A 22,457-nucleotide genomic window follows, 5' to 3' on the forward strand; every position below is an offset into this window, starting at 1 on the left:
CTTTTTTTGCCGAAATATTCTCCTGATTTAAATGATATTGAGCATGACTTTAGTGCCTTGAAACGAGCTAGAATGTACGCTCCTATTGACACGTCTCTTGATGAAATTATCCGTTCTTACTGTGGCGTTTAGCGTCTCAGCTTTATTTGAAACTACTATAATACGAGAAAGCATTATACGGATGAGGACACCATAAATCATTGCTTCACTTATTTCGGTATAAAGTTCGCAATCCTTGTTTAATCGCCGATAGCGATTTAACCAACCAAAAGTACGCTCTATCACCCAACGCTTGGCTAAAAGTTCAAATTCTTTGGATGAACGCTTAACGACCCCAATTCGCACTGAATCTCCACACAATTGCCTCATTGCCCAAGCAAAATTTTCCTCTCAATACCCTTGGTCTACATAGACCACCTCCAGTGAGGAGAAATGCTTGTGAAACTCTCAAAAATAGATTTCTTCTATCCTCTTTTCTTTATATTTTTTTTAGAAATCACTTCTGAGCTGTTGTCACCTGGGGCAAATCCTGGGGATCAAAATAATTCCTTTTGCCGTAGGGCGCTAGGGCTTTGAGCACTTCCCGGCCGTAACTGCGGGAATTGACCCGGTCATCCAAGATAGCTAACCAACCGCCGGACTCTCGTAGGGGTAACACTGCCTGCTGTAAATCTTTCAATGCCACTGGTAGTAAATAGTCCCGGAACCAGTCTTGATGGTGGCGTTTGTGGTGTTGTACTCGTTTGGCCACCAGGGGATTTTCCAGGGAAGGAATGGGCAAAGTGCCCAGAATTAGCAGGGCCGGCGGGGGAAACTTTTCTCTTTGAGCACACCAATATTGCCAGCCCGCCACCAAAATACCAGGAGCAAAGTTGGGGGTCGGTTCCACTTTCACTCCAGAGCCTAATTTGGCCGCTAGTTGACTGCCTAATTGGGCTTTGAGCGGTAAATCGTCAAGCAAAATCACCACAAAGGTGTCCGGTTGCACCGCCATGATTTCTGTCAAAATGCGTTCGATTTCCGTTAGCAAAGTGGTTTGGAAGGCTGGGGTATTGGGTAAGGGTAGGCGATCGGGGAGGTAAATGGTTAACGCATCCTGGAGACGGTGGGGAGAAAACTTTAAGCAGAGTAAATTTCCCAAACCCAAAGTTTTGCAATAGGTGGGGGCGGTTTTCTCAGCGTCTAAAAAACTGCCGATGAGGACAAAGGCGGCTTGATCGCTGTCTTGGCCTCCATCAATAAAATCTCCCTGACCTTGATCGGAGCTTTGCCAAATCGGCTGTAGCCAGGGCTGTACATTGACCGGACTGACGTGGAGACTGATTCTGCCCTGCTGTCGGTCCACTTCGGCCCAGAGGAGATGGTTATCGGTTTGTTCTTGCCAAAACTGCCAAAACTGCTGAATTTTCTGAATATTTTCTTGCTTAATGGCATTTTCACCCTGACTAATCGTCAACTGTTCCGTTACCGCCTGATTTAACTCCTTTAATTCTTCTCCATCCAAGGGATAAAAACCATGGGGGTTGATGGGGCGGGCAAAGAGGGACTGACTGAGGCGGCTCCAATGGGTTAGAACTTGGTCTTGGCCCTGGGGAGTTTGGGCAAAAAGGGGTTGGAGGGTGTTCCAATCTAGGTGATGGGAAAGAAAATCCCTGGTCCAATCTTCTAAATGTTCTACCTGCTCGATCGCCGTTAAGGCGGGGGCAATATGGGGCAATGGCCCTAAATTCTCTTGTAGCCATTGGTCAGGCGTAACAATTTCCGGCCAGGTGATGACCAAATCGGGATCATTACTTTGTAGGGCCATTTGCAAAGCGGGCAAAATAGCCGTTTCCAAATCTTGCTTACGTTTGGGGGTGGTGACCAGGCGAATGGGCTGATCACTAAGTAAACAGGGCAATAGATAACTGGGGCCGTAGGTGGGGGGCAAACAACCAGTTTGAATCAAGGCCGATCGCCGTAGTCGCAGGGCCCGGGATACCAAACGACCCATGGTTAACGAATGGGGCCAGGGGGGAATGGTTTGTTGGCGCTGTTGGGCTTTGAGCAGGTGGTGAACTTGGGTTTCGAGTAGTCCCATGGGGGTGTTTTTTCGGCCACTACCGGGATCTATGCCATGATGGGGAGTTAACGAAATTAATGTCATTAAGGTAAAAAAACATGGCTGAAATTCAATTTTCCAAGGGAGTTGCAGAAACCGTTGTCCCAGAAGTGCGCCTCAGCAAGTCGAAGAATGGGCAGTCCGGCATGGCAAAATTCTATTTCTTGGAACCGACAATTCTAGCGAAAGAAAGCACCGATGATATTACCGGCATGTATTTAATCGACGACGAAGGGGAAATTATCACCAGGGAAGTAAAGGGCAAATTTATCAATGGCCGTCCTACGGCGATCGAGGCCACGGTGATCCTCAATTCCCAACCGGAATGGGACCGTTTTATGCGCTTTATGGAGCGCTACGGCGCAGAAAATGGCTTAGGTTTTTCCAAATCTGAATAATTTTTCAATTTTTCATCCTCCTCGGTGACGATGCGGCAGTCCCTTTCCCGATCTTCCCAGCCCAGTCAGACCTGGCCCTACTGGTATCTGGTGCCCATTTATCCCTACAGTCAAAGGCAAACTTTGGTGCGGGAAGTGGTACCGGACACTATCTGGGTGTTGGAGCAGGTACAGGGAATTTTTTATGTGGTAGTACCCATCCGCATGACGGTGGTGCGCCTGAACACGGGGGGATTGCTAATTTACTCTCCCATTGCCCCCACGGCAGAATGTTTGCAATTGTTGGGGCAACTAACGGCCAAATATGGCCCAGTGAAGTATATTATCCTACCCACCATTTCCGGGTTGGAACATAAGGCTAATGTACCGTCTCTAGCTCGCCATTGTCCAGAAGCAACGGTCTATGTAGCCCCAGGCCAATGGAGTTTTCCCCTTAATTTACCTCTCAGTTGGTTGGGATTTCCAGGCGATCGAACGAAAATTTTGCCCGCTGATAGTAGCGAAACTCCCTTTGCCGGGGAATTTGATTACGCTTACCTCGGGCCGTTGGATTTACGCCTGGGCAAGTTTGGCGAAGTGGCTTTTTTCCATTGGTCTAGTCATACTTTACTGGTGACGGATACCCTGTTGGTTTTGTCGGAAAATCCCCCCCCGGTCTTGGAACTAGACCCCACTCCCCTAATGTTCCATGCCAGGGATAAGGCTGGCGATCGCCCGGAAGATAATCTCGCCAATCGAGCCAAGGGGTGGCAACGCATTTGTTTATTTGCTCTCTATTTCCAAGCTAGTACCCTAGAAGTACCTAATTGGAACCAGGTGTGGCAAGAAGCAAAACAAGTTGGCGATCGCCGTCGGGAAAATTATTTTGGTTTGTACCCATTTCGGTGGCGCAGGGATTGGCAGAACACTTTTCAAACCCTGTGGGGCGGCGGCAAAGTACGGGTGGCTCCCATTTTGCAAGAGCTAATTCTCAACCGGGAACCGGAAGCCGTATGGCAATGGGTAGAAAAAATTACTAGCTGGCCGGTGGAAACCCTCATTCCCTGTCACTTTTCTGCCCCAGTGGCTACCAATGGAGAGCAAATCCGCCAAGCCTTTAGCTTTTTACAAAAGTCTTTCTCTGACAATGAAGAGTCATTACCCCAAGAAGATCGGCAAATTCTGCAACGCATTGACCAATTCCTGGTACGTTGGCGCATCACCCCACCACCGACTAGTAAACGTGAATAAACTATAAAAAATTAGCGAGGATTTACAATGAACTACAGAAACTACATTACGATTGAACCCAATAAACGAGGAGGTAAACCTTGTGTGCGCGGTTTACGTATCACTGTTTATGAAGTACTCGAATATTTAGCGTCTGAGATGACTGAGGCGGAAATTCTCGAAGATTTTCCAGATTTAACTAAAGAAGATTTGAAGGCTTGTATTGCTTATGCAGCCGACCGTGAACGTCGATTGATGATTTCTCCCCTGTCTGCATGAAATTATTGTTTGACGAAAATCTCTCTCCTAAATTGCCCATTCAATTGGGCGATCTTTTTCCTAATTCCCTTCATGTGCGAAATGTTGGAATGGAGGCAACAATTGATCCTATCGTTTGGGATTATGCAAAAAATAATGACTTAATGATTGTCTCTAAAGATGCAGACATGCACGATCTTAGTCTGGTGTTTGGTAGCCCTCCCAAAGTTATTTGGCTTCGATTAGGAAACTGCTCTACTTCACAGGTTGAAAATTTACTGCGTCGAGAATTTAGGATGATCCAATTATTTTATGAAGATAAAAATTCGTCTTTGCTTGCTCTTTCATGGCCAGATTAGTACATAGTTCTCAACCAACAATTCCACGAATAATAAATCATTCTCTATAATGAGATATAAGGTGGATCTAGAAAGTCCATTTTACCCTCATTATTTGTATGTTATCCGCCCAAGGAGAATCTGCATGGATCCAATAAAAGACAGCCATAAGATTTTTAAAGGTCTTGCAGAAAAATATGGAAACAAGAATATATCTAATAGAGTTCAAGTCGCAGATTTTTTTAAAGATCTTCTTGAAGCAACAGGAGGTTTAATAATTGTTGATTTTTTAGACATGGAAAACTGGGATGTTATTGAAAGTTTTTCCTTTGATGAAAAATCAGAGATTCTTACCCTTGTATGGCATGATTTCAGAAAGCTAGTCGAAACAGAGAGGCGGCGTGAGCTTAGGCAGTCCTTGTTTCCCGCATCTTTATATTCATGTGCATTACAAATAAATACAATTCTTCCAGTGCCAGCAAAAGAATCAGCCTTGTTTATAATAAATGGGTATGCAAAAACATCAAAAGAAATAAAAAATTTGTATAGATTTGGTACAGATGAGATTGAGATATATGACAATGGTTTCTTTAAGAAGAGAGTTATTCGAAAAGTTAGTGGTCACTACGAGGTAATAGACTTCCATTGTACTCCACTCTATTCGCTAGTAATGATGCCAAAAGCTTCTGGAATATCATCCGCTCATTCCAAGAGATTTTTGTACTGGAAGAATGTTCATGTAGCCTTGATACGTATTAGAAAAATCCTAGATTCTTTCGATGAAATTGATGAATTCTCCCATGATGAAGTATCAGAAAAGGTCAATTCTGTGAGAAGAGCTATGGAGTACCTTCTTAAGGTTGAGTGTTGTTCAAAAGGTCTTAAAATATCTAAGGAATATTCTCAAGTCTTCCTTGGTGATCTAATTGCAATAGTTAAGTATACGCGCGAAAGTCACATTAGAGATTTACTTGCAAAAGTAGCAAAATTTTCTAATGAATTTTCTCATGATACCGGCAAAAAAACGATTTCAACAAAGGAAAATTTGCCGTTATATTGGCTTGTGTATATGCAACTTTAGTTGAAATTGAGCATCGTCTTATTTATATCGAATAATTAGATGTTATCTAACTCTTATTTAGCCCGATCGCCAATTTCGTCGGCAGGTTTGCCATGGCGATCCCATAGGTAATTCCTCGTTAGACTTTCCGCAGTGAATCTCCAGACCATTAATTAGAGTGCGAGTTGCCCAGGCCATAGCCTTGACTGAAGTCTCATCATGGACTTAGAAATAGAGACTAAAAAACAATATTTTTTCCCATCATTTCCCGATTAAACTGAGCTGGAGTGCCAGAAAAAACAATCCTTCCAGCTTCTAGCAAAACGATCGTATCAGCCTGCTCTATGACCGATGGACGATGGGAAACTACCAAGCAAGTGGGGGTGTAAACAGCAGAATGACGTTGGTGCCCAGTGCTAAATAGGCGCCGCCATAGTTTTTGTTCAGTTTCCAGATCCAGAGCGCTGGAAAGGTCGTCAAACACCAGTAATTCCGGTTGACGAACGAGCATCCTGGCCGCCGCTACCCGTTGTTTCTGGCCACCGGAAAGTCGAACTCCCCTTGTTCCTACTTGGGTATCAAGACCCTTGGGCATCAGAGCCAAATCCTGCTCAAAAACAGCGGTGGCGATCGCCTGGTTTAATTGCTCCGGTGAAACATCATCTGCTAGTCCCAGCAACAAATTTTCTCGTAGAGAAGTGCTGAATAATTGGGGAATTTGGGGAGTGTAGGCGGCCCGAGGCGGAACGAAGAAAGTCGCTGGTTCGGCAATTTCCAAGCCATTCCAAATAATTTTGCCTGATTGTTTGGGCAGTAGCCCTAGTAGCGTGCGAATTAGGGTTGTTTTACCTACCCCCACCCGTCCCGTAATTACCGTCAAACTGCCCCGTTGTAAGCTAAAGCTGATATCAGCAATGCCATTGTCACTGCCTGGATAATGGTAAACTAATCCTTCTACTCTTAGTTCTTGTAAAGGATCGGTTTGGGCTGGGGTTGAGAGGGGAGGTAAGGCCGGTTGGGAGCCCAAAATAGGTTTGAGATAGAGATGATGGGGATAGGTGAGGGGAAAGGAGGTGGGATTAACTGTGCTAGGAGAAGGGCATTCACCACCGTTGACTAAAACTGCCATGCGCTCAAAGGAGACTTCACTTTGTTTCACAGAAGCAAGAAAAACCCCAAAAAAAGCTAAAAAATCACTCACAAAAGAGAGGTAGTAAACAAAGAGGGTAAAATCTCCCACAGTGAAGTTACCTTGGGGACCAAGACTTTGGGCCGCTAAAAGTAAAATTAGTCCGGTACCAATGCTGACAGTATTTTCAAAGCCGGAATTGAGGATGGCATTAAAAACCTGGTCTCGCACCATTAAACGACGGCGGAGATCGCCTCTTTTTCTTAGTTCCTCTAACATTTCAGTTTCGGCCCCGGCCACCTTGATGGCCTGCACAGCGGTAAACATCTCCCCAATGAATCCGGTTACCTGTTGAGTTCCATGGCGACTGGCTCGGCGATAACGTTTCAGGCGATGCTCAGCGTGGTGGGCCAGGGCAGTGATTAGACATAGGGGCACAAAAACCAGTAAGGTCATTTCCCTGTTGACGCTCAACAGTAGGGCCACGGAAACCACCGCAAACACCCCAGCGGCAAAGATTTCATTAGTGCCCACCACTGTGTCTTCAATCTGTAGAGCATCATCGCGAAAATAGCTCAGCATTTCCCCAGGGGAAACCTTCTGGCCGTCCACTGCTCCGCTGGCTAGTTCTGCCCCAGGGCGATGCAATAATCCCTGGAACAGGTTGTGGCGCACCAATCCACTCATCAAAAAGCGGTGTTGGGTTTTTGTGATCCGCCCAGTAAAAATTGCCGCCATTCTGCCTAGTCCCACCGCTAAAAATAGGCCAATCCAGACCCAGGGAGATTCCTTAATTTGGGTTTGGCTGGTTAAGGTGTCAAAAAACTGACGAATTAGCAGTCCCGGTACTATGGGTATTCCCAGAATAAATAGCCACAATATGGTATCCAACCAATAAAGTTTCTGGGCATAGCGGATCATCTGCCAAAGCAGTTGATAGATAGGTGGCATAGAAGCAAAAAAATTAAGACATAGGGGTTAAAAAGTGTGGGTAAAAAGACTTGGGAATACAGCTAGGGGGCAGGGGGAATGCGGGCAACCCGGCAAGAACGCAATCCTTCGGGGAGTTTGTAGGCTGGAACCATGCCGTCTTCGCTGTCGAGGTAAAGTTCAGCGGCGCTGATTAGATCTTTACCGCCATTGATTGGATCTAAATCCCCGAAAAGGTAGGTGGGTTTATGGGTGCCCACATAGGCGATCGCACAGGGTCTGTCACAAATACATAAACAGGAAGTGGTCTCAATTTTTAGTTCATCTTTGCGTACCCATCTTTGATGTAATTCTTGAAGCTTATTTAGCAAACAAATACCGTCTGTTGGGGAATTAGAATTGTCATTTTCTGCCTTAGCACCACAAGCCTTACAAACCACTAAAATATGCTTTGCCATGGGGTTAATTTTCTCCAAGAAGGTATTTATATAGGTCGTCGAGGATGGCATTAGCGGCGATCGGTCCACTGCCAATCCAATAGCTTGGTACTTCGTACACTTTGCCTGCCTTTACGGCCCTCAGTTGACCCCAGAGGGGATCTTGCTGTAGTTGTTGCAGTCGTTTTTTCGCTTCCTCATTGCCCTGGGGAGTGTTTTCCCCTGTCCAAAGAAAAATCACATCTCCGTCGGCTTGCTCCAATACTTCACGGCTAATTCTGGTTTGGATAGGATTGCCAAATTTTTGTTGGGCTTCCACCGCACTAATATTCTGGGAAGGGGGACGAGCTAAACCCGCATCCTGCAGCACTGTACCGGCAAATGAGTCCTTCAGGTATAAGTTAATGCCATCGGGATAGAGGCGAATGACGGAAACTTGCAGATTATCAAGGCGATCGCCCATTTGAGTGCGAAAATCCGTCGAGCGAGCTTGATAGGCGGCCAAGGCTGACTGGGTGGCGGCCTGCCGGTGGAGAGCATTGCCCACGGAAGCAAAAACCTCTTTCCACTGTCCACTATGTTCAAAAGGAAACAGCACTGTCGGCCCAATCTGGCTAAGTTGGGGGTAAATACTTTGGTGGGAATCTAGCCCCACAATCAAGTCGGGATTTGTTCCCAAAATTGCTTCTAAATTGGGTTGTTCCCCCTTGCCAATATTTTGAATATTTTCAGCATTGGTCATTAGGGCTGGCAGTTGGGCCTGAAAATTGCTGGGCACTGTGGCGATCGGCTCCAGGCCAAGGGCGATCGCATATTCAAAGGCGGCTCCATCTAAGGTAACGAGACGATCAATGGTTTTTGGGACACAGGCTTGATCCTCAGGCTGGTTAACGATGACGCAATCTTCAGAATTTTTTACTGCTTCCCGTTGAGAGGGATTTTGACAGGCCACCACTAACATCAGGAGCAGTTGGGCAAAAACAAAGAAAAGCCATTGGTTTTTTAACAATCGTAATGTCAATCTACTAACCCTCGTTTTACCGACAACTTGAGTAACTGAGCAAAGCGCAAGCGGGGAATGCCATACTTCCTCCCCTATCCCCGATCCAAAATCAAAACCTGATCTGTTTTGTTTTATACTCCATTGCCAGGAACCTCCAACAGATACTGCTCCACGTCATCCAATACCCAGTCCGCTGCCAGAGGACTATTACCAGCCCCCCAATAGTGCCCCACCGAATACACTCGGTTTTTCTGCACCGCCCCAAGGGACTGCCAGAGGGGGTCGGTGTCCAAGCGTTCTAACTGGGCCTCGGCGGCGGCAGCAATTTGTGGAGTATGACCAAAAGTGAACAGAAAAATTACATCTCCATCAGCTTCGGTCATCGATTCTCTGCTAATGGACTTTGCAAAGGGCGGTTGGTCTGGAGTTCCTTGATCCTGAGACGGGGGACGAGCAAAGCCTAAATCAGCCAAAATGGCCCCGCCGAAGCAATTCTTCAGATATAAACTCATCTGTCCCGACTCGGCCCTAATCCGTACCAAGGAAATCTGTAGAGGGGAGTCACTAACTTGGGCCCTCAACTTATTTACACGCATTTGATACTGCTCCAGCACCTTTTCCGCTTGGGTTTCTAAGCCCAGTACCTGACCATCGAAACGGAATGGACGTTGCCAGTCAGCGGGGGTTTGCATCTCAAAGGCAACAGTGGGGGCGATCGCCGATAATTTGTTATAAATGCCTTTCATTTCCCAGACGGCCCCGATAATCAAGTCAGGCTGTAGAACCGCTAGGGTTTCTAAATTGATCTGACTACTCTGTCCTAAACGGGGCACATTGGGAATTAAACGGGTTATTTCGGGTAAAAGATTGCTGGCCACCCCAGCGGGCATCATCCCCAAGGCTAGTAAATTACCCACCGTGGCACCATCTAGGGCCACCACTCGACGCGGCTCCAGGGGCACACAAGTTTTTCCCAAGGAATGCTCGACAATCCTGCAATCTACGGACAATAACTCTGTAGATTGATCCAGATTTTGTGAGGTGCTACCAACACAGGCAGAAAAAAATACAATCGTCAGGATTGTTAGTGTAAATAGTCTAAATCTACGACCCGATCTGTGCATTCTAAAATGTTGTTTTGATTTTGACAAAATTACGGAAAAGTTTAAAATTCCACCGAAATTGTTCCCCTTACCGTTAGGGGCGCCGCAGGATCAACGCGAGTCCGGCGTTGGGTCGCTTCGATGTAATCTATATTGAAAAGATTGTTAACGTTAATGGCGGCCCTCCAGTTATTGCGGCGGTAAAATACGCTTATATCAGTACGTAGATAGCTCGGTATTTGAAAAGAATTATTTAAATCACCTTGGCGTTCCCCCACATAAAACAATCCCAGGCCAAATCCCAAACCCTGTAAATCACCGGCTTGAATTTCGTAAGTTGACCACAAACTGGCCGAGTTAAAGGGAACCCCCTCAAGCAAATTACCAGGCTCCAGATTGTCATCCTTGGTGACCCTGGCATCGGTATAAGCATAGGAAGCAATAATATTCCAGCCCGGTAGGATTTCCCCCGCGATATCGAATTCAACCCCCTTACTTCTTTGCTCTCCGGATGGAATGGAGAAGTTGGGATTTTCAGGGTCTGTTACAGCCAGATTACTTACTGTGATTTCATATGCTGCTAAATTTGCGATCAACCTACCATCGAGGAATTCACCTCTGACCCCCACTTCGTACTGGGTACCAAAAACTGGTTCGAGCAACGAGCCATCAAATCTAGTCCCAAAATTAGGCTGAAATGATCTACTAAAGCTGGCATACAAAGACACTGGTTCAATGGGTTGATAAACAATGCCCAAACGGGGACTAAAAGCTTGATCGTAACGTTCGTCAGATTCCCCGTTGGAAGAGGAGCTCTGGTCAATGGTGTCAAAACGCCCTCCCATGAGTAATTTTAAGTTGTCGGTCAGTGTCACTTGATCTTGCAGAAATATCCCCAGCGTATTGGTTTGCCCCTCAGAAGAGAATACATCTGGAAAGTCATTTATACTAGGTCGAGCTACAGTCCCATAAACGGGGTTAAAAATATTAATAGTGGGAGCCGCAACACCTCCTCGGAAGATAAAAGGGGCGCTTTGCCACGATAAATCAACGCCAAATAATAGGGTGTGTTGGATGGGACCTGTAGAAAACTTGCCGATCAAATCAGTTTGCAGTTCGTAATTTCTTATCTGCTGTTCATTGCGGGAAAATTGCCTGCTCAGATTACCTGTAGTTTCATCTAATCTAACCAATTCAGTTTGTTCGGCCGCTTGATCGAGGTAGGAGAACCGAAACCGATTGCGGAGTTTCCAATTATCGCTGAAACGATGTTCTAATCTATATCCGGCCGAAAAATTTGTCCTTGCATCAAAGTCGTCTAATTCCCCCAAAACTCGATCAAAGGGAATATCGGCAATTCCCGTACCAAAGGCCACAATCCCCCGGTCAAAGGGACGACGATCATAGAGATAGTCCCACTCGAATCTTAAATCTGTTTGATCACTAATTTGCCAGGTAACTACGGGTGAAATGAAAAAGCGTGCAACTTCCGTGTCAAAGTCCCGGAAATTTCCCCCCCCCTCATAAGCCGCATTTAATCGATAAAGAGCTGTTCGTTGTGAGTTTAACGGCCCTGACAAGTCAATGGTTGGACGCACCAGACCAAAATTACCTGCCTGCATAGCAACTTCATAAAAAGGTTCTGAAAGGGGCTGTTTGGTAATGTAATTAATAACGCCGCCAGGATCTAAATTGCCGTAGAGTACGGAAGCCGGCCCTTTGAGGACTTCTATCCGTTGTAGATTTGCCGTGTCCGGAATAGAAAAATTATCTCTGAACTTAAAGCCGTCCCGGAGAGTTCCGCCAAATTGTTGAAAACCGCGAATATTAAATATTTCGGATGTACCACCAACAGTATTTCCTCTCTGCACACCACTGACATTTTGCAGTGCTTCCGAAGCACGAATTATTTGCCTGTCCTCCAACACCTGTTGGGGTACCACTTGAATCGATTGGGGAATGTCCCGTAAGGGAGTATCGGTTAGAGTCGCCGTTGTGGCATCGTCCACCGCATAGCCTTCATCCTGTTCACCGGTCACCACTACCTGGATAGCATCATTGCCATCCTCTTCATCTGCCACCCCTTTCCCTGGACTTAACCCCAGTACCAGGGATTGGTCTGTGGCATTAACTTCAACCGTCGGCGGCACATTGACCCCGGTAATGGCAATGCGAACAATATTATCAGGTAATGCTGTAACGCTCACTAGGGCAATTTCTTCGGTGGGGTTTTCCTGTTGCAGTCCGTCACTATCCGGCAAGGCTAGGATGGCATTGGGAATATCTACAATTAGTGCATTGCCCACTACGGAAGTGGTTGGTGTTGATAAGCGGCCCGTGGTAGCCAGGGTCAGTTCCAGTCCAGCTTCGGTCAAATTGATCCGGGCTTCCTTGATTTCGATGATCGAAGCTTGGGCAATTTGGGTTATCCACTCATCAACAGTGGTTGCAACTGGGAGCAAATCACCGGCTTTGGTGCGTTCTAAGTTACCAGATTCTAAAATATTCGTCCTGTTCAATTGGTTCGGATTAGTTTCGGCCCACGCCCTGGGAGCACATAGTAGCGAAACTATACCCATCAACAAAACCGACCACTGTACTTGATTCATAATCACTCCTTGCACCAAAGCTTGAAATTCTTAGTTGAGACAGCCGGCCATGGCATCTGATAACACAGGAGGAACAACCTTAACTGCAACTAATTCTCAAATACTTTACCGGTAAGACGGGGACGGCGGGCAATCACTTTGATCAGTGGAGGGAATATTTTGATCCTAAATTGGAATTTTTTAGTCTTTAGGTTGTTTGGCAAACAATGAATAGGCTTTAGGATTAACGCCAAACTTTTTGCGGAACGAGGCGGCAAAATGTCCCCGATTGGAAAACCCCACTTCCCGAGCAGCTTCAGTGACGTTGTAATGGCCCGTTTCTAGTAATTCTTTGACCCTTTCCATACGGTGATGGTGCAACCAACCGAATGCGGTAGTTCCAAAAACTTGGCGGAAACCCTGTTTAAGAGTAAATTCATTCAAGCCCACCTGACGAGCCAATCCTTTTAAGGAAGGTGGGTTACAGAGGCACTGGGATAAAATTTCTCTGGCATGGTGAATTCGTTCAATATCATCTGGTTTAAGGGTTGGTTGGGTCAAGTTGGGAGAGGAATTTTGTAGCATCTGCTCAAGGTGGAGAGCCATGAGTTCCCAGACTTTACTTTCTAGATAAATCTGTTGGATAATTCCCCTGTAGGGACAATATAAAATCTGCTGCAATGCCGTCTGCATCTTAACTGTAGGTGTGGCTGTGTGGGTGTAGCGAACTGAGTTTAGGTCTTTGAGCAATTCTTGAATAATGGTTTCAGCTTGCTCTAGGCGATCGCCTATCCAGGTACGAAATAAATCAGGCTCTAGATGAAAACTAACATTTAAAACCTGCCATCCCGCCAGATATTCATTCACACTTTTATCTGCTAAGCCACTACCGGAAAAGAAATAATTTTCTGCATCAGCCCCGGTTAACTGACGGTGGTGTTCTCCAATAACCGTAAATTCATATTCCAATGGGTGTTCCCGCTCGGGAATTTCAACAATAAGATTTTGATAGAGTTGATAGCTAGCTATCGTCAGTTCTAAGCCTTCTCGAAGTTTTATCTCCCGTATAGATCCACGCCCTAAATGCGTTGGATAATACCAATATTTATCCGAGCCATCTGCATTAGATTGCTGTTGATTGCCTCCTTCCCTGAACATGGCCAAGTAATCAGATTGAGAAAAAAAGATCGACATAATGCCCTATGCAACGACAAACTGCCTAGCATCCTTGCTAGACAGTCAATAAATTTTAATGATAAATATTTTCAAGTAGTGAAGCCGATGCGTCAAGCCATCACGCTAGGTTAACTTGATCGCAGAGCTAGTCCTCAGTAACTGAGAAAAACGAGATGCAGGATTGTGGGCCAGGGCTGGGCGATCGCCGTATTCCAGCACTTTGCCCCGGTCTAGAATCAGAATTTGATCGGCCCGTTCCACCGTCTTGAGGCGATGGGCAATGATAATTCCCGTCCGATGCTCTAGTAATCGATTGATAGCCCGCTCAATTAACTGTTCTGTCAAAGGATCAAGCCGTGACGAAGCTTCATCGAGGATAACTAGCCCAGGATCTTTGAGAAATACCCTGGCAAAAGCTAGCAATTGGGCTTGCCCCGCCGATAATCCTCCCCCATCCGTGCCTAGTTCCGTATCTAAACCCTGGGGTAATGTTGCCAACCAAGGCTCCAGCCCAAGGTCGTTCAGGGCTTGTAAAATCAATCGGTCTGGGATGTGGGGATTAAAAAATGTCAGATTATTGCGTATGGAAGTTTGGAACAGTTGCACGTCTTGGGTGACAAAACCGACCCGCTGATGTAACTCCCGCTGAGATATCTCCCCAAGGTTGATGCCGCCAAGCTGAATTTGGCCCTGCTGAATGGCATAAAAATTCAACAAGAGTCGAGCGAATGTACTTTTGCCACTGCCGGTGTGCCCCAGCAACCCAAGCACTTTTCCAGCGGGTAGATGCCAGGTTAAATTCTGCAGAGCGTAATCAGCATCTTCGTGGTGGTGACCTTGGCGGTGCTCAGGTAATTCGTGGTTGCCGTCCCCAGGTTTTAAACTCGCTGTGGTTGGATAACTAAACCACACATTTTTTCCTTCGACGGAAAGTGACCCCGATGGCAAAGCTTGGGATCTGCCCAATCGGGGTGACGGAGACTGACGAATGAGGTCTTGAATGCGATAAAGACTGGCAACGGCCTGTTGAAACTGTTCTAGTTCTTCCCGTATCCGTTCAATGGGATCTTGGAGAAGACTGGCATAGTAAAACAAAAGATAGACTGTACCAATGGTGATACCCTGTACACGCCACAGGTAAGCGCCCAAGGCCAGGGCGATAGCATTGCCCACCGTGAATAGACCAACGGTGCTGCCCCATAGTAGGGTGCTCTGCAACCGTGCTTGATGAAACGCCCTTAGCCAGTTTCTTATCAATGTATAAAAGCGGTTCATGACATAGTCCACCGCTCCATTGCCCCGAATGTCTTCCAATCCGGCTAAATATTCAGTGATAAAACCGTAAAAATCAGCACTGATGCCACGGTAAACTTGCCATGGCCCCACCGCCAAGGATTGCAACCGGCTGAGAATACCCAGGGCTACTAGGGCAAAAAGAGTCAAACCCAATCCCGCCTGCCACTGCTCGAACCACAACACGACTAGAACACCCACCACTAGCAAGCCATTGCCCAGTACTTGGAGCACAAATTGGGAGAAAAAGCGGGCCAGGGCGTCCACGTCTCCATCAATGCGTTCCACTAGTTCCCCGGGGCAATGATTTTTGTGAAAAGTTAGATCGAGATTGAGGGTGTGACGAGCTAGGTTCAAGCGGAGATTATTGGTCGCAGTCCAGGCAACGGTTTCACTGCAATAGGTGGCAACGATTTCCAATCCTTGACGTACAACGGCGATCGCCATAAAGCCCAATGCTAGCCACACCAGTATGGTTTGGGGCCCTCCGGCCATGGCTGTGTCGATGAAATAGCGCAAAATCTGGGGATTAAGCACTTGTAGGATAATGCTTCCCCCCAAGGCGATCGCCAAAGCCAGCACTTGCCCCCACTGGGGACTTAGATAAGCCATTAAAACTTGTCGATTAGACTGGGGCGAAAGGAGCATAAATCAAGATGATGGAGACCTGAACACAAGGGTAATAATGGCTAATTTCTTGACCTCACAATTCCCGACAAACTTTTCTGAAATTAAAAAAAATCAGGGTTAAGGTTAACCTCGTTCTTGGTATTGATCGTCCTTCCATACCCCTTCTAGGCGGGTACCATCAGCAAAAGAATAAACGCCCTTGCCATTTTTCTTACCCTGTTCAAAAATCCCTTCAAACGTATCACCATTGACATAGTCACAGGTGGCCATACCTTGGAGTTGATTATTGCTAAATTGTCCTTGGCAACGATCGCCATTGGCAAAAATAAATGCACCTTCCCCTGCAAACTTACCGGCAACAAATTGACCTTGATAACGATTACCATTAGCAAAGGTATAGATGCCTTCCCCTGCCGGTTGTCCGTCCCGGATTTCCCCTTGGTAGCTGGCCCCATCGGCAAAATTGTATTGTCCTTGCCCAGAGGGTAACCCCTGTTTAAATTGTCCCTGGAAACGATTGCCGTTGGCAAAAATACGGGTGCCTTGCCCAGAAAATTCACCGCTCTGAAATTCCCCTTCATACTCTCCTCCAGCGGCAAAACGAAAAATTCCCTCACCGTCGGGTTGGCCATTCTTTAAGGTGCCTTCATATTGATCGCCATTGTTGTACTCGCACTTGCCTGACCCGTTCAATTCTCCTTGAACAACAGTGCCGGAACACCGATCGCCATTGGTATAAATAAAGGTACCTTTGCCCGTGGGTTGACCATCAACAAATTCTCCCTCATAACGTAGACCCGCCGCCGTTGTATAAATCCCTTGACCGTGGGGTTGACCGTCAACAAATTCCCCTTCGTAACGGTCTTGACTGGCATAGACTCGCACCCCTTTACTACCCATTTGATCATCTTCAAAAACCCCTTCAAAATAGCCCCCATCAGCAAAAATATATTTCCCTTGCCCCTTTTTTTCACCCTCAACAAATTGACCTTCATAGCGATCGCCATTGGTAAATTGACAGGTACCCTGGCCATTGAGTGCACCATTGCTAATCTGTCCTTCACATTTAGAACCATCCGGCAGGGTTAAATTGCCCGCCAGGGATTGATGACCCAGGGAACTTAAGCAGACCATACTGCCAGCTAGGAAAATAATTTGAGCAAATTTAAACATTATTAAAACGGCTAATTTTTAACGTTAAATAAATTTCACAGTCAAGGTTTACCTAATTAACCAATTGAGTTGAAATTTAGGAATCGGATGACTGCTCCAGATCGGGCGCCAATTCATCTATCCCTACTGCTGGCTCGGTCTTCGGTGCGGCAGCGGGAGTGGGAGGTGGCTCTGGACTAGGAGAAGGGGAAACTCTCACCGCCGGGGTAGGACTGGGGGAAGGAGAAACTTTCACGGCTGGCACGGGACTGGGCTGGGATTCTACGGAGAATTGTTTCAGTCGTTCTTCCCGTTCTTTCTCTAATTGCCGTTGGCGGGCTTGACGCTCCTCTTCCAACTGTCTCTGACGGGCTTGATTTGCCTTTTCCTCTTCTGCTCTGCGGGCGGCCTGACGCAACTCTTCCTGCTGTTGCTGACGCTCCCTCGCCTGACGATCAAAGTCTGAACCAGCAACGGTGAAGTGAATCACCACAGGGACTGATTTGGATTGACCACTGGCGGGGGCCGTAAACTGCATTTTTCTGGCTGCCAATAGGGCCTGGCGGTTGACCTCGCTGTTGCCGTGGGCATTGGTGATGGTTACGCTGGTCACACCACCACTATCATTTACTGAAATTAATACTGTAGCACTACCTTCTTCCCCCTGGAGGATGGAGGGATAACTGGGTTTACATTGGCTAACGCACTTTAAGGGGTCTGGCTTAGCGGGGGAACTGGGAGTTGGTTTCGGTTTAGGGGGAGCACTACTAGCAACGGGATTGGCCGCAATGGGACCAACATTTGCCCCTGCATTGCCGCCACCGGGCCGTTCTGCTCTGGGTTGGCCGGAGCCCAGACTAGGGCCAGAGCTACCACCACCACTGGCAATGGGTTTAGTAGCTGTCCCCGGTTTCATCGGCGGGGCCCCCTGACTAACTGCATTGCCATTGGCGATCGCCGTAAATGAATCCTGGTTGGTTAACGGATTTCCCTGGGACGGGGCAGAGGAACTAATGCGACCAAATACGGGCTGTCGGCTTGGGGCGTTGGCTAAACTTTGGGGCGTAGCTGGGCGAATCCCCGGGGAAACAGCGGGGGCCTGCTCAGGAATCGGGGCAAATTCCGGAGTCTGGAGGGAAGAAAAGGGCAAACGAAAGGCACTCTGGGCCGGCTGAGTCAAAGAAGCGGGGCTTTCTGTAACTGGATTAGGGAGGGGATTGAGGTTTGGGGTAGGAGGAGTAATGGCCTGGTCCACCGGGAGAGACACTGCATTGGGGACTGGAGCCGCAGGGGGTGGGGGCAATGAATTGGGCAAGGAAATTGGATTTTCCACCACCGGACTGGGCAGAGAATTGACTGATGGGACGGGGGGAATAATGGCTTGGGGCAGGGGCGGTAAAACTGCTTGAGTTACCGGAGTGGGCGGTGGTGGGGAGATATTCGGCAGAGGTTCGACTTTTTTCTGCTCAGTTTTCTGCTCCGTTGGTGGCGGTGTGACTTCTGGGATGGGAGAAGGGTCCACCACAATAAATTCAATCGGCTCTACGGCGGGAGTATCACCATCCAGGGGAAATCTCCAGAACGCTCCGATCGCCCCGTGGATTAACAAGGAACAGGTCGCCCCCGCCAGGATGATCTTTTGGCTGTTTTGGTATTGCTGGGATCTTTGGGTCAGGCAGAAATTAGAGATTGACATGGAATTCTTGCATTGACAGGCAATTATTGTGGCCCCTAGCCTAGGCTGAACTGCATCTATTATGTGAAATATTATTATTAATAGCTATAGCATTATAGACGTTTAGTTGCGACATTAAACACCTCCACTGACTCTTTTATTCCAAAATTTTTTCTCTGCAACCGTGAATATAGGCCCTTAAAGCCTAGAAAACTCGTTTGCACTTAAGCAAATCTTATTGCTTATCCATTTAATTTATTGAAAATAGTTATCAATTGCTATTATGGCTAGGCAAGGGGATTAATTGAGAATTACTCTTAACTGTGTTGAGTGAACACAAGAGGTTATCACGTTGGTAGAAGTTTTTATGGCCGGGGGCATAGTGGCGGTGCCCCTCCTCGGTTTTTCCCTGTTAGCTGTGGCCCTGATTATCGAGCGTGCCTATTTTTGGAGTCAGATCCAGTTACGGCAAAATCGGTTGGTAAATGATGTGCTCAAGCTTTATCGCAGTAATCCCCCAGGGGCGATCGCCAAGCTGAAACAAAATGCGGATTTACCCATGGCACGAATTTTTCTCGAAGCCCTGTGTTTGGAGGGGGCCACACCAACGGAGTTTCGCCTGGCCCTGGAAAGCGCTACCCAAGCAGAATTACCGCTTTTAAAACGATTTAACACCCTATTTCAGACCATTATCACCGTTTCCCCTCTCCTGGGCTTACTGGGGACAATTTTGGGACTAATGCGTTCCTTTTCTTCCATGAGTTTAGGCAGTACCACCGCCGCCAATGCCTCGGGGGTCACCGGGGGGATCAGTGAAGCATTGGTGTCCACCGTGATGGGCTTGGTAGTTGCCATTGCCACTCTCCTCTTTGCCAACGTGTTCCGTTCCCTCTATCTGCGCCAATTCGCCCTCATACAGGAGCAAACGGGGCAAATCGAATTGGTATATCGCCGTTTCCATGACCAACCGGAGGAAAAAGAGTATGCGACTTCCCGATGAGTTTGAAGCCCAGGGCGAAATCAATATCATTCCGATGATTGACGTGATTTTTTCTATCCTGGCGTTTTTCATCATCTCCAGTTTGTATCTCAGCCGCTCCGACGGTTTATCGGTCAACTTACCTTCGGCCCAAACCACGGAAAGCAAGCCCAATCCGCAATTTATTTTAACCGTTAAACAGACTGGTGAACTGTTTTTGGATGGCCAGGCAATACCCCTAAAAGATTTGCAAACAAATATCCTGGCTAAGGCTAAAAATAACGCCAATAGTTTGGTGGTAATTAAAGCCGATGAACAGGTTAACCATGGTTTAGTGGTACAGGTTATGGATGGTGTACGCCAAATCAAGGGGGTTTCCCTGGCGATCGCCGCCACGCCCAAGAACTAAAAAAACTGAAAAAGAATTAAGCATTTGCTTAATTAATAAAACTTTTTAACTTTTGTGTGAGGAGCAATTGTGAATACCAAAATAAGCTTAGGCTTAACCATATGTTGCCTATGTTCGGGGCTAGTAGCCCCCTTGCCCATACTGGCCCAAATTAATAATTCTGGGGCCCAAACCAAAATACAAGCTCAAGTTGGCTCCATCTTGGTTACCGGAGTTAATCTAAAGTCCACAGAAAAGGGTCTAGAGCTGGAACTGGCCAACAATTCCCCCATCCCGGTCCAACCCCTGATTTATCCCCAAGGGAATCTGCTCATTATTGAGTTGACCGATGCCCTCTTGGACATTCCCGGAGGAGAATTTAACCAGGAAAATCCTAGTCCCCAAATTGCGGCGATCGCCATTACCCAAGGGGAAAACAACATAGTCCGCATTACGGTGACGGGCGTTGATAATAATCTTCCTGAAGTGACAGTGAGTTCTGTTGACCAAAATTTAGTGCTTAGCTTAACTTCGTCCTCCACGGCGATCGCCCCTGAGAATCCAGAATCAGAAATTGAAGTGGTAGCCACCCAAGAAGGGCAGGGGGAAGCTAGCTACTTTGTGCCCAGTGCTTCCACCGCCACAGGATTAGATACCCCTTTACTCGATATCCCCCAGTCCATTCAAGTTGTGCCCCAACAGGTCTTACAAGACCGAAACGTAACCGAATTGGGACCAGCCCTCCAAACAGTGCCAGGGGTTAGCCCCGCCGGGGGCAGGGGAACTAGTGTTTTTGGCCCCGGCTTTCTAATCCGTGGATTTCCCGTCAATAACAGTATTTTTCGTGATGGCATTCCCTATCAATCCTTAGCCCCCTTAAATACCACAGACATCGAACAAATAGAAGTGCTCAAAGGCCCCTCTTCCATTGTGTTTGGTGCTGGAGAACCCGGGGGATCAATCAACCTAATTTCCAAAAAACCTTTGGATGAACCCTATTACAATGCGGCTGTGTCCCTTGGTAATTATAATGACTATCGTTTAGATGTGGATTTATCCGGTCCCCTCCTACCGGAAGCCATTGATACAGTTAATTATCGTCTCAATGTTTCCTATGAAACCTCCGGCAGTTTTCGAGATTTCGTCTACGGTGATCTCTGGGTTGTATCACCAACTTTAACTTGGAATATTGGTCCAGACACGAAGTTGAATATCTATGGACAATACACAACCAATCGGGAAACCTTAGATGAAGGCATCCCAGCACCAAATATCGCAGACTTGCCATCGAATCGATTTTTAGGAGAGCGATTTAGTAAATTTGAGCAAGATCAATACCTAATTGGCTACACCTTCAACCACGATTTTAACGAAAATCTGAAGCTACGCCATGCCATGCAATACTTGGCCTACGCCCCCGTCCGCTATGCGCCCCTCTTTGACTTTTTTGACGAAGATACTGGGGAATTAAATCGATTTGAATATTATGGGGGAGGAAATTATCAGCGTTTTTTCACCAATGCAGAATTGATAGGAGAATTCTACACTGGGCCGGTTAAACATCGGGTGTTATTTGGATTGGAGTATCGTAACGATACAGAGACTCCAGAATTTCAATTCAGCAACACCTTTGCTCCCATTAATGTTTTCAACCCGGTTTACACCAATACCCCTTTCCCCATCGCGCCAGAATTTTTCCGTGATGATCAAGTCAATCGCTTTGCGGTTTATCTACAGGATCAAATGGATTTATTTGACAACCTGAAGCTATTGGTGGGACTCCGTTACGATTCCGCTACCCAAAATCGGTCGACCCAGTCTATTACAGATCCAAGGGAAGAATTTAACCAAACCGATAACCAATTAACACCCCGGGTTGGTATTATCTATCAACCAATTCCCACGGTTTCCCTTTATGGCTCTTACACCACCTCTTTTAATCCTTCTTTTGCCGCCTCCCTCAACGCCGATGGTTCTACCTTTGATCCCCAGACCGGTCGCCAGTTTGAAGTGGGAGTTAAGGCAGACATTACCGACAAGTTAAGTGTGACTTTCTCGGCATTTGATATTAGGAAACAAAATGTTCCTACCATTGATCCTGCCAATCTATTATTTACCATTCAAACAGGGGAACAAACTAGCCGAGGGGTGGAGCTTTACCTGGGTGGAGAAATTTTGCCTGGTTGGAATATTGTCACCGGTTATAGTTACCTTGATGCTTTTGTAAGCCAAGATAATACCGATATCGTAGACAACACTTTATCTAATGTTCCTAGCAACCAGTTTAGCCTCTGGACAACCTATGAAATTCAATCGGGAAATTTACAAGGCTTGGGCTTTGGTTTAGGACTATTTTATGTTGATCAACGGGAGGGGGACTTGGACAACACCTTTGTGTTACCCAGCTATTTCCGCACCGATGCTGCCATTTTTTATCGTCGGGAAAATTGGGAATTACAATTAAACATCGAAAATTTGTTTAATACCCAGTATTTGGCCGAATCAAATGATTTTGACCTGAGTGTTTATCCCGGGGCTCCCTTTACGGTAGTAGGAAAAATTGGCGTAACATTCTAGGCATTTTAAGACTGCTGATGATGAGATTATCAG

19 protein-coding genes are annotated in these 22,457 nt (G+C 46.7%); 9 read left to right on the forward strand and 10 right to left on the reverse strand.

Going from position 1 to position 22,457, the window contains the following annotated elements; all coding sequences use genetic code 11:
- A partial coding sequence (locus H6G46_RS15585; protein WP_190759818.1) for a transposase occupies window positions 1-132 on the forward strand: 132 nt, incomplete at its 5' end.
- A 364-nt stretch (window positions 133-496) separates the two neighbouring features.
- Here the strand turns inward: H6G46_RS15585 and H6G46_RS15590 are convergent.
- On the reverse strand, window positions 497-2,146 hold the full coding sequence (locus tag H6G46_RS15590; protein ID WP_010871247.1) for an ATP-dependent DNA helicase: 1,650 nt from the start codon (window positions 2,144-2,146) through the stop codon (window positions 497-499).
- 14 nt (window positions 2,147-2,160) lie between these two features.
- Here H6G46_RS15590 and psb28 point away from each other — a divergent pair, with 14 nt between their 5' ends.
- From psb28 to H6G46_RS15615, 5 genes are all read left to right on the forward strand, one after another.
- Window positions 2,161-2,499, forward strand: a complete 339-nt coding sequence (gene psb28 / locus H6G46_RS15595; RefSeq protein ID WP_010871246.1) for a photosystem II reaction center protein Psb28 — start codon at window positions 2,161-2,163, stop codon at window positions 2,497-2,499.
- 24 nt (window positions 2,500-2,523) lie between these two features.
- Window positions 2,524-3,729, forward strand: a complete 1,206-nt coding sequence (locus H6G46_RS15600) for a DUF4336 domain-containing protein (RefSeq protein WP_010871245.1) — start codon at window positions 2,524-2,526, stop codon at window positions 3,727-3,729.
- Between the two features lie 27 nt (window positions 3,730-3,756).
- Window positions 3,757-3,987 (forward strand): DUF433 domain-containing protein, encoded by a 231-nt coding sequence (locus H6G46_RS15605; protein WP_010871244.1) that lies wholly within the window; start codon window positions 3,757-3,759, stop codon window positions 3,985-3,987.
- The gene (locus H6G46_RS15610) at window positions 3,984-4,325 is read left to right on the forward strand and encodes a DUF5615 family PIN-like protein (protein ID WP_010871243.1); all 342 of its coding nucleotides are present in this window, start codon (window positions 3,984-3,986) and stop codon (window positions 4,323-4,325) included. The genes H6G46_RS15605 and H6G46_RS15610 overlap by 4 nt, the downstream gene beginning before the upstream one ends.
- A gap of 124 nt (window positions 4,326-4,449) precedes the next feature.
- A complete protein-coding gene (locus H6G46_RS15615) occupies window positions 4,450-5,385 on the forward strand; it encodes a hypothetical protein (RefSeq protein ID WP_020861343.1) in 936 nt (311 codons plus the stop codon).
- A 217-nt stretch (window positions 5,386-5,602) separates the two neighbouring features.
- On the opposite strand, the gene H6G46_RS15620 is transcribed toward H6G46_RS15615, so the two are convergent.
- The 9 genes from H6G46_RS15620 to H6G46_RS15660 all read right to left on the reverse strand — a co-directional run bounded on the left by H6G46_RS15620 (window position 5,603) and on the right by H6G46_RS15660 (window position 18,501).
- Complete coding sequence (locus tag H6G46_RS15620; protein ID WP_010871241.1) at window positions 5,603-7,444, reverse strand: ABC transporter ATP-binding protein; 1,842 nt, start codon at window positions 7,442-7,444, stop codon at window positions 5,603-5,605.
- 62 nt (window positions 7,445-7,506) lie between these two features.
- Window positions 7,507-7,881 (reverse strand): DUF1636 family protein, encoded by a 375-nt coding sequence (locus H6G46_RS15625; protein WP_020861341.1) that lies wholly within the window; start codon window positions 7,879-7,881, stop codon window positions 7,507-7,509.
- Between the two features lie 4 nt (window positions 7,882-7,885).
- Window positions 7,886-8,881, reverse strand: coding sequence for an iron-siderophore ABC transporter substrate-binding protein (locus H6G46_RS15630; protein ID WP_020861340.1), 996 nt, complete (start codon window positions 8,879-8,881; stop codon window positions 7,886-7,888).
- 113 nt (window positions 8,882-8,994) lie between these two features.
- Window positions 8,995-9,825, reverse strand: coding sequence for an iron-siderophore ABC transporter substrate-binding protein (locus H6G46_RS15635; protein ID WP_223211317.1), 831 nt, complete (start codon window positions 9,823-9,825; stop codon window positions 8,995-8,997).
- Window positions 9,826-10,028: 203 nt separating this feature from the next.
- Window positions 10,029-12,575: a TonB-dependent receptor gene (locus H6G46_RS15640; RefSeq protein WP_199303644.1), complete on the reverse strand. Its 2,547-nt coding sequence runs from the start codon at window positions 12,573-12,575 to the stop codon at window positions 10,029-10,031.
- Window positions 12,576-12,755: 180 nt separating this feature from the next.
- Complete coding sequence (locus H6G46_RS15645; protein WP_010871236.1) at window positions 12,756-13,748, reverse strand: AraC family transcriptional regulator; 993 nt, start codon at window positions 13,746-13,748, stop codon at window positions 12,756-12,758.
- Window positions 13,749-13,853: 105 nt separating this feature from the next.
- Window positions 13,854-15,635, reverse strand: a complete 1,782-nt coding sequence (locus tag H6G46_RS15650; protein WP_020861336.1) for an ABC transporter ATP-binding protein — start codon at window positions 15,633-15,635, stop codon at window positions 13,854-13,856.
- Window positions 15,636-15,776: 141 nt separating this feature from the next.
- Window positions 15,777-16,826 (reverse strand): hypothetical protein, encoded by a 1,050-nt coding sequence (locus H6G46_RS15655; protein WP_010871234.1) that lies wholly within the window; start codon window positions 16,824-16,826, stop codon window positions 15,777-15,779.
- Window positions 16,827-16,902: 76 nt separating this feature from the next.
- Window positions 16,903-18,501 carry an energy transducer TonB gene (locus H6G46_RS15660; RefSeq protein WP_010871233.1) on the reverse strand — a complete coding sequence of 533 codons (1,599 nt, stop codon included), beginning with the start codon at window positions 18,499-18,501 and terminating at the stop codon, window positions 16,903-16,905.
- Between the two features lie 346 nt (window positions 18,502-18,847).
- Between H6G46_RS15660 and H6G46_RS15665 the strand changes: the two genes are divergently transcribed.
- The 3 genes from H6G46_RS15665 (at window position 18,848) to H6G46_RS15675 (ending at window position 22,424) form a co-directional block, all read left to right on the forward strand.
- On the forward strand, window positions 18,848-19,480 hold the full coding sequence (locus tag H6G46_RS15665) for a MotA/TolQ/ExbB proton channel family protein (protein WP_010871232.1): 633 nt from the start codon (window positions 18,848-18,850) through the stop codon (window positions 19,478-19,480).
- The gene (locus tag H6G46_RS15670) at window positions 19,464-19,868 is read left to right on the forward strand and encodes a biopolymer transporter ExbD (protein ID WP_020861332.1); all 405 of its coding nucleotides are present in this window, start codon (window positions 19,464-19,466) and stop codon (window positions 19,866-19,868) included. The genes H6G46_RS15665 and H6G46_RS15670 overlap by 17 nt, the downstream gene beginning before the upstream one ends.
- 69 nt (window positions 19,869-19,937) lie before the next feature.
- A complete protein-coding gene (locus tag H6G46_RS15675; protein ID WP_010871230.1) occupies window positions 19,938-22,424 on the forward strand; it encodes a TonB-dependent siderophore receptor in 2,487 nt (828 codons plus the stop codon).
- Window positions 22,425-22,457 lie beyond the last annotated feature (33 nt).

It is taken from the genome of Synechocystis sp. FACHB-908 (assembly GCF_014698595.1).
Taxonomy (GTDB): domain Bacteria; phylum Cyanobacteriota; class Cyanobacteriia; order Cyanobacteriales; family Microcystaceae; genus Synechocystis.

Coding starts and splice junctions, on each gene's coding strand:
- psb28 (WP_010871246.1), top strand. CDS start 2,161: ATGGCTGAAATTCAATTTTCCAAGGGAGTTGCAGAAACCGTTGTCCCA.
- H6G46_RS15610 (WP_010871243.1), top strand. CDS start 3,984: ATGAAATTATTGTTTGACGAAAATCTCTCTCCTAAATTGCCCATTCAA.
- H6G46_RS15660 (WP_010871233.1), bottom strand. CDS start 18,501: ATGTCAATCTCTAATTTCTGCCTGACCCAAAGATCCCAGCAATACCAA.
- H6G46_RS15665 (WP_010871232.1), top strand. CDS start 18,848: ATGGCCGGGGGCATAGTGGCGGTGCCCCTCCTCGGTTTTTCCCTGTTA.
- H6G46_RS15640 (WP_199303644.1), bottom strand. CDS start 12,575: ATGAATCAAGTACAGTGGTCGGTTTTGTTGATGGGTATAGTTTCGCTA.
- H6G46_RS15655 (WP_010871234.1), bottom strand. CDS start 16,826: ATGTTTAAATTTGCTCAAATTATTTTCCTAGCTGGCAGTATGGTCTGC.
- H6G46_RS15590 (WP_010871247.1), bottom strand. CDS start 2,146: ATGACATTAATTTCGTTAACTCCCCATCATGGCATAGATCCCGGTAGT.
- H6G46_RS15650 (WP_020861336.1), bottom strand. CDS start 15,635: ATGGCTTATCTAAGTCCCCAGTGGGGGCAAGTGCTGGCTTTGGCGATC.
- H6G46_RS15615 (WP_020861343.1), top strand. CDS start 4,450: ATGGATCCAATAAAAGACAGCCATAAGATTTTTAAAGGTCTTGCAGAA.
- H6G46_RS15670 (WP_020861332.1), top strand. CDS start 19,464: ATGCGACTTCCCGATGAGTTTGAAGCCCAGGGCGAAATCAATATCATT.
- H6G46_RS15605 (WP_010871244.1), top strand. CDS start 3,757: ATGAACTACAGAAACTACATTACGATTGAACCCAATAAACGAGGAGGT.
- H6G46_RS15625 (WP_020861341.1), bottom strand. CDS start 7,881: ATGGCAAAGCATATTTTAGTGGTTTGTAAGGCTTGTGGTGCTAAGGCA.
- H6G46_RS15645 (WP_010871236.1), bottom strand. CDS start 13,748: ATGTCGATCTTTTTTTCTCAATCTGATTACTTGGCCATGTTCAGGGAA.
- H6G46_RS15620 (WP_010871241.1), bottom strand. CDS start 7,444: ATGCCACCTATCTATCAACTGCTTTGGCAGATGATCCGCTATGCCCAG.